Source organism: Rhizobium giardinii bv. giardinii H152, from assembly GCF_000379605.1.
Taxonomy (GTDB): Bacteria; Pseudomonadota; Alphaproteobacteria; order Rhizobiales; family Rhizobiaceae; genus Pararhizobium; species Pararhizobium giardinii.
In genome coordinates this window covers 261,315-274,488 of the sequence record NZ_KB902702.1, presented here as the reverse complement: position 1 = coordinate 274,488, position 13,174 = coordinate 261,315, and the positions used below count along the sequence as shown (strand labels likewise).

The 13,174-nt window shown below is 64.1% G+C and carries 14 protein-coding genes; 8 read left to right on the top strand and 6 right to left on the bottom strand.

The genetic code is table 11. The features are described 5' to 3' along the window. Positions 1 to 4: 4 nt before the first annotated feature. Together A3AY_RS0126065 and tsaD are read right to left on the bottom strand one after the other, a co-directional pair. Positions 5 to 1,006 (bottom strand): NAD(P)H-dependent glycerol-3-phosphate dehydrogenase, encoded by a 1,002-nt coding sequence (locus A3AY_RS0126065; protein WP_018328622.1) that lies wholly within the window; start codon positions 1,004 to 1,006, stop codon positions 5 to 7. Then, positions 1,006 to 2,103 carry a tRNA (adenosine(37)-N6)-threonylcarbamoyltransferase complex transferase subunit TsaD gene (gene tsaD, locus A3AY_RS0126060; RefSeq protein ID WP_018328621.1) on the bottom strand — a complete coding sequence of 366 codons (1,098 nt, stop codon included), beginning with the start codon at positions 2,101 to 2,103 and terminating at the stop codon, positions 1,006 to 1,008. The genes A3AY_RS0126065 and tsaD overlap by 1 nt, the downstream gene beginning before the upstream one ends. Positions 2,104 to 2,179: 76 nt before the next feature. Between tsaD and hemC the strand changes: the two genes are divergently transcribed. From hemC to A3AY_RS0126030, 6 genes are all read left to right on the top strand, one after another. Next, the gene (gene hemC, locus A3AY_RS0126055; RefSeq protein WP_018328620.1) at positions 2,180 to 3,109 is read left to right on the top strand and encodes a hydroxymethylbilane synthase; all 930 of its coding nucleotides are present in this window, start codon (positions 2,180 to 2,182) and stop codon (positions 3,107 to 3,109) included. A 3-nt stretch (positions 3,110 to 3,112) separates the two neighbouring features. Beyond that, positions 3,113 to 3,823, top strand: coding sequence for a uroporphyrinogen-III synthase (locus A3AY_RS0126050; RefSeq protein ID WP_018328619.1), 711 nt, complete (start codon positions 3,113 to 3,115; stop codon positions 3,821 to 3,823). Positions 3,824 to 3,962: 139 nt separating this feature from the next. Further along, positions 3,963 to 5,291, top strand: coding sequence for a COG4223 family protein (locus A3AY_RS0126045; RefSeq protein WP_018328618.1), 1,329 nt, complete (start codon positions 3,963 to 3,965; stop codon positions 5,289 to 5,291). A 10-nt stretch (positions 5,292 to 5,301) separates the two neighbouring features. Beyond that, the gene (locus A3AY_RS0126040; RefSeq protein ID WP_018328617.1) at positions 5,302 to 6,951 is read left to right on the top strand and encodes a heme biosynthesis protein HemY; all 1,650 of its coding nucleotides are present in this window, start codon (positions 5,302 to 5,304) and stop codon (positions 6,949 to 6,951) included. 26 nt (positions 6,952 to 6,977) lie between these two features. Then, a complete protein-coding gene (locus A3AY_RS0126035; protein ID WP_018328616.1) occupies positions 6,978 to 7,466 on the top strand; it encodes a tellurite resistance TerB family protein in 489 nt (162 codons plus the stop codon). A gap of 1 nt (position 7,467) precedes the next feature. After that, positions 7,468 to 8,211, top strand: coding sequence for a glutamine amidotransferase (locus tag A3AY_RS0126030; RefSeq protein ID WP_018328615.1), 744 nt, complete (start codon positions 7,468 to 7,470; stop codon positions 8,209 to 8,211). Positions 8,212 to 8,215: 4 nt separating this feature from the next. Here the strand turns inward: A3AY_RS0126030 and A3AY_RS0126025 are convergent, their stop codons facing one another. Next, on the bottom strand, positions 8,216 to 9,457 hold the full coding sequence (locus tag A3AY_RS0126025; RefSeq protein WP_018328614.1) for an MFS transporter: 1,242 nt from the start codon (positions 9,455 to 9,457) through the stop codon (positions 8,216 to 8,218). Between the two features lie 132 nt (positions 9,458 to 9,589). Between A3AY_RS0126025 and A3AY_RS0126020 the strand changes: the two genes are divergently transcribed. Beyond that, positions 9,590 to 9,883: a YggT family protein gene (locus A3AY_RS0126020; protein ID WP_026203838.1), complete on the top strand. Its 294-nt coding sequence runs from the start codon at positions 9,590 to 9,592 to the stop codon at positions 9,881 to 9,883. A 91-nt stretch (positions 9,884 to 9,974) separates the two neighbouring features. Here A3AY_RS0126020 and ppa read toward each other — a convergent pair whose 3' ends face one another. The 3 genes from ppa to A3AY_RS38255 all read right to left on the bottom strand — a co-directional run bounded on the left by ppa (position 9,975) and on the right by A3AY_RS38255 (position 11,787). Beyond that, positions 9,975 to 10,508, bottom strand: a complete 534-nt coding sequence (ppa, locus tag A3AY_RS0126015; protein WP_018328612.1) for an inorganic diphosphatase — start codon at positions 10,506 to 10,508, stop codon at positions 9,975 to 9,977. Between the two features lie 100 nt (positions 10,509 to 10,608). Further along, the gene (locus A3AY_RS40765) at positions 10,609 to 11,166 is read right to left on the bottom strand and encodes a hypothetical protein (protein ID WP_245275947.1); all 558 of its coding nucleotides are present in this window, start codon (positions 11,164 to 11,166) and stop codon (positions 10,609 to 10,611) included. A 114-nt stretch (positions 11,167 to 11,280) separates the two neighbouring features. Then, complete coding sequence (locus A3AY_RS38255; protein WP_083926046.1) at positions 11,281 to 11,787, bottom strand: GNAT family N-acetyltransferase; 507 nt, start codon at positions 11,785 to 11,787, stop codon at positions 11,281 to 11,283. A gap of 499 nt (positions 11,788 to 12,286) precedes the next feature. Here A3AY_RS38255 and A3AY_RS0126005 point away from each other — a divergent pair, with 499 nt between their 5' ends. Next, positions 12,287 to 13,147, top strand: coding sequence for an RNA polymerase factor sigma-32 (locus tag A3AY_RS0126005; RefSeq protein ID WP_018328610.1), 861 nt, complete (start codon positions 12,287 to 12,289; stop codon positions 13,145 to 13,147). Positions 13,148 to 13,174 lie beyond the last annotated feature (27 nt).

The following is a 13,174-nucleotide window of genomic DNA, read 5'->3' as shown; positions in this document are numbered from 1 at the left end:
GTGATTATTCCTGCGTGATCGGGCGGGACATCAGCTGCTCCAGCGCCGTCTTCACATCCGTCTTTCCGTCGATGATGGCCGCCACCGCTTCGGTGAGCGGCATATCGACACCCAGCTGCCGTGCAACATCGGCCGCAACCGAGGCGGCGAAGGCGCCCTCGACCAGTTCCCGCGTCTGCCCCTTGGCGCTGCCGCTCGCGCCGAGCGCAATGCCGTAGCGAAGATTGCGCGACTGATGGCTGGTCGCCGTCAGCACGAGGTCGCCGAGGCCCGAGAGCCCGCGCACCGTATCGGCCTCGCCGCCGCGCGCCGCGACGAAACGCGACATTTCGGCGAGACCGCGCGAGATCAGCGCCGCCCGGGCGGAATCGCCGAGCCCCGCGCCTTCGACGATGCCGCAGGCGATCGCCAGCACGTTCTTCAGGGCACCGCCAAGCTGCACGCCGATCCGGTCGGCCGACGGATAGAGGCGGAATGTTGCGCCCGACAACGCTTCGGCAAGAAGAGACGCGCGTTCGATGCCATTGGCCGCAATCACCATCGCCGTCGGCAGGCCCTTGGCGATGTCGGCGGCAAAGCCGGGGCCGGAGAGCACGGCGACGTTCTGCAGATGCAGCTCTTCCTCGACGACATCGGTCAGCAGGCGGCCGCTCACACGCTCGATGCCCTTGGCGCAGATGACCACATCCGCACCCTTGCCGATGAAGCCGTGCAACGAACGCGCCGCCTCGCGCTGCGCCTGGGACGGCATGGCAAAGAGCACGATACCCGCCCCTTCCAACACCGTCGGATCGTCGGAGACTGTCAATCTTTCAGGCAGGTCGATACCCGGCAGTGCGCTGTCGTTGCGGCCGGTTTGCTTGAAATCCTCGACGATGCTCTCGCGGCGGGTAAGCAGCGTCACCGCTGCCTTGCCCGATGCGGCGGCAACGGCGGCGAGCGCCGTGCCGAAGGCGCCGGAACCGACGACGACGATGCGGTTGTCTTGTGCGCTTGCTGCTGTCATCAGGCCTTCGCTCCCCGTTTGCCAAAACCGATCAGGGCCTTCGCATCGGCATCGAGCGGCCAGCGCGAACGTGGCGCCACATCGAGTTCATCGGCCGGCAGCCCCGCTGCCAAACGCTCTGCCCCGGCCCAGGCAATCATCGCCGCATTGTCGGTGCACAGCTGCAGCGGCGGCGCGACAAAGCGGAAACCGTTCTTGTCGCACAGGTCCTGCAGCGTTGCCCGCAGCGTCTGGTTGGCGGCGACACCGCCGGCCACGACCAGCGCCGGATGATCGACGGTGCCGGCAAACTCGCCCTTGAAGCGGGCGAGCCCCCGGCCGATACGATCCTTCAGCGTCCGCGAAATCGCCTTCTGGAAGGAGGCGCAGATATCGGCGATGTCCTGCTCGGTCACCGGCTCGATCGACTGTGCCGCTTGGCGCACGGCCGTTTTCAGGCCGGAGAAGGAGAAATCGAGGCGCGCCTCGCCGACCAGAGGGCGCGGGAAAGAGAAGCGATCCGGATTGCCGCTTTTTGCCGCACGCTCGACGGCCGGTCCGCCCGGATAAGGCAATCCCAGCAGCTTGGCTGTCTTGTCGAAGGCTTCGCCCAGCGCATCGTCGATGGTCGTGCCCCAGCGCTCGTAGACGCCGACATCCCTCACCAGAATGAGCTGCGTGTGGCCGCCGGACACCAAGAGCATCAGATAGGGAAAGGACAGCCCATCCGTCAGCCGCGCCGTCAGCGCATGGCCTTCGAGATGATTAACCGCATAGAGCGGCTTGCCCGACGCCCGCGCGATCGCCTTGCCCGTCATCAGTCCGACGAGCAGGCCGCCGATCAGGCCCGGCCCGCTGGTGGCAGCGATCGCGTCGATATCGGCAAGCGTCACGCCGGCGCGCAACAGCGCTTCCTCGACCAGCGTATCCAGCGCCTCGACATGGGCGCGCGCGGCGATTTCCGGCACGACGCCGCCATAGACGCTGTGCTCTTCCAATTGGCTCAGCACCACGTCACTGGCGATCTCGCCGTGGCCGTCCTCATCGCGCAGCACCACCGAAGCTGCCGTTTCATCGCAGCTTGTTTCGATACCGAGGATGCGTAAGCGCGGAGACATGGGCCATTTTACTCGAATATTGCGGTCGCGGGGAAAGGCGGATACACGGAACTCCGGTAACAACGGATCGCAGTGGATGCAAACAAAACCTTTCCGGATCGGCACGCGGGGCAGCCCCTTGGCGCTGGCACAGGCGCATGAAACGCGGGATCGCCTGATGGCCGCGCACGGCCTGCCGCCCGAAATGTTCGAGATCGTCGTGCTGTCGACCATGGGCGACCGCATCACCGACCGCTCGCTTGCAGCGATCGGCGGCAAGGGGCTTTTCACCCAGGAGCTCGAGGACATGCTTCTCTCCGGCGGCCTCGATTTCGCCGTGCACTCCTCCAAGGACATGCCGACGAAACTGCCCGGCGGGCTGTTCCTCTCCGCCTATCTGCCGCGCGAGGATGCCCGCGACGCTTTCATCGGCCGCACCGCCGCCAAACTGCTGGACTTGCCTGAGGGCGCCACCATCGGCTCGTCGTCGCTCCGGCGCCAGGCGCTGATCAAACGGCTGCGGCCGGATATCAACGTCATCACCTATCGCGGCCTGGTCGATACGCGCTTGAGGAAACTGGCGGAGGGCCAGGTCGATGCGACGCTGCTCGCCTTCGCCGGGCTGAAGCGGCTCGGCAAGGACGATGTGCCGACGGAAATCCTCGATCCGGAAATCTTCCCGCCGGCACCGGCCCAGGGCGCGATCTGCATCGAAAGCCGCATTGGTGACGACCGTGTCAACGGCCTGCTGGAAGCGATCAACGACGTCAGGACACATCAGGCCGTCACCTGCGAACGGGCCTTTTTGTCGACGCTGGACGGCTCCTGCCGCACGCCGATTGCCGGTTATGCCGTCTCGGATGGCGAGGCGATCCGCTTCTCCGGCATGGTACTGACACCGGACGGCAGCCAGCATTTCCGGGTTGCGACCGAGGGCAAGGCCGTAAACGCCGGGCAACTGGGCGCCAAGGCCGGCGAGGATATCCGCCTTGAGGCCGGGCCGGACTTCTTCTTGAGCTGGACCTGAGCCATGCGCGTCCTTGTCACCCGGCCGCAACCCTCAGCGGCGGCAACGGCGGCAAGGCTCGAAGCGCTGGGCCATGAAGCCATCGTCCTGCCGATGATGGAAGCGGTCCACCAGCCGCAGGCGGCGCTGGATGCGTTGTCCCTTCCCCATGCGGCGATTGCCATTACCAGCGCGGAAGCCGTTCGTGCGCTGTCTGCCATCAAAGATCAATTAGCGCAGCACCTGCAGACGCCGGTCTACTGCGTCGGCACGGCAACGACCGACGCGGCAAGGGCATTGGGTTTCCGATCGGTTATCGCCGGCCCCGGGACAGGCTTGGGGCTTGCGCAGCGCATTGCCGACACCGCCAAGAGCCTTGACCACGGCCTTGCCTATCTGGCCGGCCTGCCTCGATCGCCTGGCTTCGAAACGGCGCTGCGGCAGGCGGGAATCCGCTGCCGCGTCGCGGAAGTCTATCGGATGTCTCCCATCGCCCATGCGCCGGAAACCATTGAAAACCTGCTTTCATCGCGCAAACCGCGGGCCGTTCTCTTTTACTCCCACGAAACCGCCCGGCATTTCTTCGCTCTGGATGCCATGGCGACAAAAACCGCGTTTCGCGACATGCGGCTGCTCTGCCTGAGCGACCATGTGGCGGATGCCGTGCCACGAGGGATCGGCCAAATCGCCATTGCGGCTGAACCCAATGAAACAAGTCTTTTCGCGCTGCTCTGACCGGCCACCGTCATGCACGTGGCTTTTGTCTATCAGCAGCCGGGCAAGGAATTGTCGCTGGGGGGCTTTCCCTCTTCCCGCTCCATGTCTAGGTTTAACGCAGTGCCTTAAGTTCATGCGATAACGGGAAGAGATCATCATGGGACCGGAAAATCCTCCGCGCCGCTCGAAGTCCGATCAGGAGCCGGTGACGATCGACCTGGAAGCCAATGCGGCGCCAGAGGACGATACGAAAACCGTCGATGCCGCCTCCGAAGGCGAAGCGGTCGTTGGCGACGCGGCGGACATCCGGGCGGATGAAGCGGACGAAACCGTCCGCGCCGACATTCCCGAGCCGACGGACATCCAGGAACCAGCCACCGGTATTTCCAAAGACACTCGCAGTTCCGAAGACGCCGACAGTTCCGCCTCGGATGAAGAAGATGCGCGCGCGCAAGCGGCTGCAGCCGTCTTTGCCGAGGAACCGACCTCGGCGGCAGCGGAACAGCCGGCCGGGCCAATCCATGCCGAACCGCGCCGCACCTCGAATTCGGGCGCCCTTGCCGCCGGCATTCTCGGCGGCCTGATCACGCTTCTCGGCGCCGGCGGCCTGCAATATGCCGGCTTCCTGCCGGCGCTCGGACCCGGTAGGGGCGAGACGGCCGTCGAACAGAGCCTTGCCAGCGATGTCGAAGCGATCAAGGCGCAGCTCGCTGCAGCCCCTTCAGCCTCGGCAAGCGTCGATCTCGGCCCGCTGGAAGCCCGCATCGCCGAACTGGAGAAGAAGACCGCCGAGACCGGTAACGGCGCAGCGACCGACATGTCCGGCCTTGATGCCCAGATTGCCAACCTGACCACCGAGATTGCAACGCTGAAATCGGCCCTTGCCGATACCCAGCAATCGACGGAAACGGCGAAATCCGAGCTTTCGACCCGCATCGAGGCGGCGGAGAAGAAGATCGACGAACCGGCCAGCGACGTGCAGCTGGCCCGCGCCGTGGCCGTTACCGCGCTGAAAACGGCGATCGACCGCGGAGGGCCGTTTCTCGCCGAACTCGACGCCCTGAAGAGCATCGCCGCCACCGATCCGGCCGTCACCGGCCTTGCCGGCGACGCCGCACTCGGCGTTTCGCCGCGCGCCGATCTGGTGCGCGACTTTCCGGCAACCGCCGATGCGATGCTGGAAGCCACCCGGCACAGCGACCCCGACCAGGGCATTTTCTCCCGCCTGATGGACAGCGCCTCGTCCGCCATCCGCATCCGCCCCGTCGGCAGCGTCGAGGGAGACGGACCTGAAGCGGTCGTCGCCCGCATCGAGGACAAGCTGACCAATGGCGACCTGAAGGGCGCGAGCCTCGAATGGCAGGCACTGCCTGAACCGGCGAAAACCGCCGGAGCCGATTTCAAAACCCGGCTCGACCAGCGCATCCGTGTCGAAGGTTTGATCGACGCGGCCGTTGCCGGCGCCATGACGGCCAACCAGGGCTAAGGAAGAGTTCATGATCCGTATTCTGTTCTACGTTCTCATCGTCCTTGCCCTCGGCGCCGGCTTTGCCTGGCTGGCCGACCGTCCCGGCGAATTGTCGCTGATCTGGCAGGGAAGCCGCGTCGAGATGAGCCTGATGGTGGCAGCGACGCTGCTCGCTTCGCTGATCGCCGCCGTCCTCATCGTCATCTGGGTGATCCGCGTCGTCTGGCTGTCGCCGCACTCGATCTCCCGCTATTTCCGCGCCCGCAAGCGTGACCGCGGCTACCAGGCGCTGTCGACCGGCCTGATCGCAGCCGGCGCTGGCGACAGCGCCCTTGCCCGCAAGATGACGGCGCGCACGCGCGGCCTTTTGAGTTCCGACCAGGAGCCGCTGATCCACCTGCTGGAAGCGCAGACGGCGCTGATCGAGGGCAAATATGACGACGCCCGCAAGAAGTTCGAACTGATGGCCGACGACCCTGAGACGCGCGAACTCGGCCTGCGCGGCCTCTATCTCGAAGCCAAGCGGCTGGGCGCCAACGAGGCCGCACGGCAATTTGCCGAGCGCGCCGCCGACAAGGCGCCGCATCTGCCCTGGGCGACGCTGGCAGCGCTCGACTATCGCAGCCAGACCGGCCAGTGGGACGAAGCCATCCGCCTTCTCGACCAGAGCCGCGCCAGCCACGTCATCGACCGCAAGGAGGCCGACCGCAAGAAGGCCGTGCTTCTGACGGCCCGCGCCACCGAAAAGCTGGAGGCCGATCCGAAAGGCGCCCGCGACGACGCGCTGGCCGCCCTGAAGCTCGCCGACGACCTGGTGCCGGCCGGCCTCATCGCCGCCAAGGCGCTGTTTCGCGAAGACAACCTGCGCAAGGCGGCCTCCATCCTGGAAAAGCTCTGGAAGCAGGAACCGCATCCGGAAATCGCCAGGCTCTACGTCCGCGCCCGCAGCGGCGATTCGGCCCTCGACCGCCTGAAGCGGGCAAGCAAGCTCGAGGCGCTCAGGCCGAACAATGCGGTGGCCTTGGCCGCGGTTGCCGAAAGCGCGCTGGAAGCCCGCGAACTGTCCCTGGCTCGCGCCAAGGCGGAGGCCGCGGCCCGTATCCAGCCGAACGAGGGCATCTTCCTGCTGCTTGCCGATATCGAGGAGGCCGATACCGGCGATGACGGCCGCATCCGCCACTGGATGAACCAGGCGCTGAAGAGCCCGCGCGACCCCGCCTGGACCGCCGATGGCGTCACCTCGCCTGAGTGGCTGCCGGTCTCGCCCGTCAGCGGCCGTCTCGACGCCTTCGAATGGAAACAGCCGGTCGGCCAGATTGCCGGCCCGGTCGAAGAGGGCACGCTGGAAGCAGCCGACGCGGCGATCCGCAGCCTGCCGCCGGTTGCCGTCACCCACCAGCGCGCCGAGCCGGAGCCTCAGCAGGCCGAGACGCCTGCAAAGCCGAAGCACGTCATCGAAACCCCGGAGAAAACCGAGGAGGTGGTCGAGACCACCGCCGTGCCGGGACCGAGCGAATCGGTGATCGTGCCGGAGCCCGTGAAGGTTGAAAAGAAACCCGCGCCGGCCAGGACCGAAGAGCCTGTCGTCGAGCCGTTCTTCGGCCGCCCGCCGGATGATCCGGGCGTGCGCGACGACAGCGACAAACCGCTGGCAAAAGCGAGCTTCCGCCTGTTTTGAGAACCTCCGACCTTTGACGGACCCGCATGTTTGACAGATTCAAAACGTTCCTCGACAGCCTGACTGGACACGGGCATGCCTCCTCGATCGAGCCCGGCGATCCGCGCATCGCCATCATGGCGCTCTGCATTCAGGTGATGGAGGCCGACGGCGAGACCGACGAGAAGGAGCGCCGCAAGGTGCGCTCGATGATCAAGGATCACTACAAGCTGGACGATGCGGCACTCGACGCCCTGATTGCCGCCGGCGAGACGGCCGAGAGCGAGGCTATCGACTATTTCCGTTTCACATCCGACATCAAACGGCATTTTTCCGAGGAACAGCGGATCGACCTAATCGGCATGTTGTGGGAGATTGTCTATGCAGATGGCGAACGCAGCGAAATGGAAGACCACGTGATCTGGCGCATCGCCGATCTTCTTGGCGTTTCCGGCAGGGACAGGATCATCAAGCGGCAGGAGGTGGCCGCCAAATTCAGGATCGCGGAGGAGGAGACCGCGCAACAGGAAAAGTGAGATGCTTTTCGACGACCGCACGTTCTACACGCGCACGACCGGCAAGCCGGTCCTGATCATCCTGCATCAGGAACGCTCCAGTCCCGGACGGGTCGGACATTTGCTGCTGGAGAAAGGCTTCAGCCTCGACATCCGGCGCCCGGTGCTGGGCGAGGCGCTGCCTGCAACGCTCGAAGATCATGCCGGCGCCGTTGTCTTCGGCGGGCCGATGAGCGCCAACGACGACGAGGAGTTCATCCGCCGCGAGATCGACTGGCTCTCCGTACCGCTGTCGGAAAACAAGCCGTTCCTCGGCATCTGCCTCGGCGCCCAGATGCTGGTCCGGCATTTGGGTGGCGTCGTCGCGCCGCATCATGAGGGGCTGACCGAAATCGGCTGGTATCCGCTGGAAGCGACCGAGAGGGGCCGCGCGCTGATGGAATGGCCGTCGATGGTCTACCAGTTCCACCGCGAAGGGTTCGACCTGCCGGTCGGCGCCGAACTGCTCGCGTCGGGCAGCACCTATCCCAACCAGGCCTTCCGCTATGGCGAGAATGCCTGGGGCATCCAGTTTCACGGCGAGCTGACACGGGTGATGATGCATCGATGGGTCGTGCACGGCGCACACCGCTTTGAACTGCCCGGCGCGCAGGTCGGCCGCGCGCATCTGGAAGGCCGGATGGACCATGACGGCCCTCTGCGCGACTGGATGGACCGGTTCCTCACCCACATCTTCCAGCGCCAGGGCGAGACCATGGCGGCCTGATCGATCAGGCCTTCTGCTTGGGTGCTTCGAGCGAATCGATCTTGCGCAACTGCGGGAAGCCGAGCGCCCAGATGACGGCGACGGCAAGCGTGCCGATGCCGCCGAGCACCACGGCGGGAACCGCACCGATGACATGCGCCATGGTCCCCGCCCGGAACTCGCCAAGCTCGTTCGAGGCACCGACGAACATCATGTTGACGGCATTCACGCGGCCACGCACGGCATCCGGCGTCCACAGCGCAATCAGCGTCTCGCGCACATAGACCGAGATCATGTCCGCCCCGCCCATCAGCATCAGCGCCGCGATCGACAGCCAGGCGACCTCCGACAGACCGAAGACAACCGTGCCGATGCCGAACAGCGCGACGCCTGCAAACATCAGCACGCCGGCATTGTGGCGGATCGGATAGGCTGCAAGCGTGATCGCGACGAGGATCGCGCCGATGCCGGGCGCCGCCCTGAGCAGGCCGAGGCCGAAGGGGCCGAGCACCAGGATCTCGCTGGCAAAGACCGGCATCAGCGCCACGGCGCCACCGAGCAGAACGGCAAAGAGATCGAGGGAGATCGCACCCAGCACGACCTTTTCCCTGCGGATGAACTGGAACCCGGCAAGAACCGAGGTCCAGTCGCGCGGCCCGCTGAGGCTGTGCTGCGCCGGCTTTTCGATCATGAAGACGAGGATGGCCGCCAGAACGAGGAAGGCAAGCGCGACCGAATAGGCGACCATGGCGCTGAGGCCGTAAAGCAGACCGCCGGCGACCGGACCGAGGATCGCCGCCGTCTGCCAGGAGGACGAGTTCCAGGCGATCGCATTGGACAGGTCATGGGCAGGAACGAGATTGGGCGCCAGCGACTGCACCGCCGGCGCCATGAAGGCGCGCTCGATGCCGAAGACGATCAGGATGGCAAAGACGGGCCAGGGCGAGAACGCGTCGGCGATCGTCAGCCCCAGAAGAGCAGCCGCGCAGAGGGCGCTGATGATCATGCAGATCGAAACGATCGCCCGGCGGCTATGACGGTCAGCCACCGAACCCGTAACCAGGATAAGAAGGAACGACGGCAGGAACTGGAAGAGACCGATCAGGCCGAGATAGAGCGTGTTCTGCGTCTGCGCGTACATCTGCCAGCCGACCGAGACGCTGACGATCTGGATGGCGAATGAGGCAAGAAAGCGGGCGAAGAAGAATCGGGCGTAGGAGACATGCCGGAATGCGGCGAACCGGTCAGCACCGTTGATGGCGGACATGCGGCAATCTTTCCGAAGAACGGCCGGAGAATAGCCTGCCGTATTAAACATGTTTAGCCCCGCACGAAGCACGGACTTGCCGGTTTAGTCGTCAATGTCTACATGTCTGTCAACAACGAATTGGAGACCGGCATGCTTGCTGTCATTGCGACCCTGAATTTCATTATCAACATTGCGTGGTTCCTGGTCATCGCCTCGGCCATCTTTTCCTGGCTCTACGCATTCAACGTCATCAACGTGAACAACAACGCCATCAACATGATCGGCCGCTCGCTCTACCAGCTGACCGAGCCGCTCTACCGCCCGATCCGCCGCGTCCTGCCGGACATGGGCGGTGTCGACCTGTCGCCGCTGGTGGTTTTGGTCATCCTCTATTTCATCTGGTATTTCCTGAACACGACCGTTGCCGCTGCCCTGCTCAGCTGAACCGGCCTTTCTCGCAGACAACAAAAAACCTCCGGATCGTCGCGATCCGGAGGTTTTTCTTTGCGGTACGCGCGCTTGTTCGGCCCGTCGCTTACTTCGCCGTCTTGGCGCGCTCGATGGCTTCGCTGATCAGCTGCTTGGCGACCGTCGCATCCTTCCAGCCGAAGATCTTCACCCACTTGCCGGGCTCCAGATCCTTGTAGTGCTCGAAGAAATGCTCGATCTGCTGCAGGGTGATCTCCGGCAGGTCGGTATAGTCCTTCACCTTGTCGTAGCGCTTGGTGAGGTGATAGTTCGGCACGGCAATGACCTTTTCGTCCTTGCCGGAATTGTCTTCCATCATCATTACGCCGATCGGGCGAACGTTGATGACGCAGCCCGGCACCAGCGGGCGGGTCGAGGCGATCAGCACGTCGATCGGGTCGCCGTCATCCGACAGCGTATGCGGAACGAAGCCGTAATTGCCCGGATAGGTCATCGGCGTATAGAGGAAACGGTCGACTACCAGCGTGCCGGCTTCCTTGTCCATCTCGTACTTGATCGGATGGCCGCCAACCGGAACCTCGACGATCACGTTGACATCTTCAGGCGGATTCTTGCCGATCGAAATTGCATCAATACGCATGTTTTCTCCCAGGGGGTCTGAGTTTGGCTGGGCGAGTCCGATAAAGGGAAACATGCCGCGGCGCAACATTACTTTCGTCATGAGCGGAAAAATGCGACCTTTAAGCGAATAATCGCGGCTGCCGGAACGTAACCGGGTATGAGGAGCGCTGATGATATCCCACGCACGCACAATTCCGCTGATCCTTCTCATGGCGCTGACGCCCGCCGCCGCCCGGGCCAATGACAGCAGCTATACCGATTTGGACACCGATCATTGCAAGACGCTTTCGCCGGAAGACGTCGAAGGCGGCAGCATCTCGCTGCAATGCAAGGGCCTGGTGGACTACGCGGTCTACTTCAAGGAAGGCGACCTGCGGCAGAGCATCCTCTACGGTCGCGCCAGCCAGGCCTATATCGACGGTGTCTTCGAAAGCTTCGAGCCGTTCAATCACACCGGGCGAAAGATCGAATGGCGGCTCGGCCCCGACGGCAAGCCGAGGGCGACCATTCTCCGATGGTTCCCGGAAAATATCGATCCAGCCACCGGCGAGCCGTCGCCGGAGGTCAAAGGCCAGGTTCTCGTCGTGTCGAAAGTGGCAGGGCAAGACGGGATGGGCTGCGTCGTCGGTTACGTCGATGCGCTTGCCAATCCGGAGCCCAACACGCTTGCCCGGCAAATCGCCGACACGAAGGCCGACGGTTTCGTCTGTGGTACGGACAAGGCCGAGTTTCACGGCAATCGCGGGCCGACCGCAGCCGAACCCACGCATGTTTTTCCGGAGCAGCGCGGTTCAGTCCCAGATATAGCCGATTTTCTTGAGACATTTGCCGCCGAAGTCTTCCATCCCCTCGCAGACGTCGTGGCCGCCGGCCATGCGGAAGAAACGGTCGGCATGATGGCTGTCTTCCAGGCACCAGACAACGAGGCCCTTGCAGCCGAGGGATTTCAGCAGGCTCTTGGCCTCGCCGAACAGAATGCGGCCGAGGCCGATGCCCTGATATTCCGGGCGCAGGTAGATTTCGTAGACCTCGCCTTCCTGCGGCAGGGAGCGGGCGCGGTTGAGGCCGAGCGTCGCATAACCGGCGATAACGCCGGCCACCTCGATGACGAGCAAGGTCGAGGGACCCCGCGTCGCCTTGCGCCACCACGTATGATCGCGCCGGTCCACCATCTGGTTCAGCGGCTTGTGCGGAATGAGCCCGCCATAGGCCTGGAGCCAGGAAACGCGGTGCACGTCAGAGATGGCCGTGGCATCTCTTGGTTCACCGGGCCGCACCTCGATGGATAGTGTTTTCATATCGCGACTCTAGACCTGTGCCGAGCAAACAGGAATCCCATCCAAGCCCTGTCTTTAACTAACTCACAGGCAACTTATGGGGACAACCATCAAAAGTTAACGCTTTTTTAACTTTTCCGGCAAGCGGCAAAAAGTGCAGTACACAACAACGCACAACAAATAAGGCGCGTCGCCGCCCGCGCGCGAAACGGGTGGAGCCACGGTCATCGTCTTCGAATTTTTTGGAAACTCACGCGCATAAAAACGCCCGCCGCCGCAAAATACGGCAACGCAGCATGGAACTTTCCCGCTCCCCGCGCGTTTCGATACGTTCAGTCCCGACCTGCGCATGTCGTTGCGGAGCGGGTCGACCACCACCGCGGCCCTTTCTTCCGGCCTCGGCTTCTAGGCAGGGAAGTAGGGCGTTTCGAATGCTGGTCAAGCTCAGGCAGCGGAAATCCCGACACACGATCGACTTATCGTTCAGCGGCACACCCTTGTGCCCCTCATGGAGCAGCCGATGAAAAACCTCTCAGCAGACAGGCGCATGATCAAGATCGCAATGGCGGCTCCGTATCTCGAACGGGACGAAGAGCAGGCTTTGGCGCTGGCGTGGAAGGACCACAACGATCAGGAGGCCCGCAACAAGATCGCCATGGCCCATATGCGTCTGGTGATCTCGATGGCGGCGAAATTCCGCAATTTCGGCCTGCCGATGAGCGATCTGGTGCAGGAAGGCCATATCGGCCTCTTGGAAGCCGCGGCCCGCTTCGAACCCAGCCGCGAGGTGCGGTTCTCGACCTATGCCAGCTGGTGGATCCGCGCCTCGATGCAGGACTACGTGCTGCGCAACTGGTCGATCGTGCGCGGCGGCACCTCTTCGGCGCAGAAGGCCCTGTTCTTCAACCTGCGCCGGCTGCGCGCCAAGCTTGCCCAGGGCGACCGGCAGCTGACGGCCCGCGCCGTGCATGAGGAAATCGCCCTGGCGCTCGGCGTCAGCCTCGCCGACGTACAGACGATGGATGCCCGCCTCTCCAGCAATGACGCCTCGCTGCAGGCGCCGATCTCGTCGGGCGATGCCGACAGCGGCGAGCGGCTCGATCTTCTCGCCAGCGATGCGCCGCTGCCGGACGAGCAAGTCTCGGAGATCATCGATCAGGAACGGCGGCGTATCTGGCTCAGCCATGCACTTTGCCAGCTGAACGAGCGGGAAATGAAAATCATCCGCGCCCGCCGGCTGTCCGAAGACAGCGCCACGCTGGAAGAGCTCGGCGCCGACCTCGGCATCTCGAAGGAACGCGTCCGCCAGATCGAGACCCGGGCGCTTGAAAAGCTCCGGATCGCGCTCGTCGCCGAAGCCCCGGTGCTGGCGACGCATTGAGCGGTACCCGGCGCGCCAGGCGCCGGC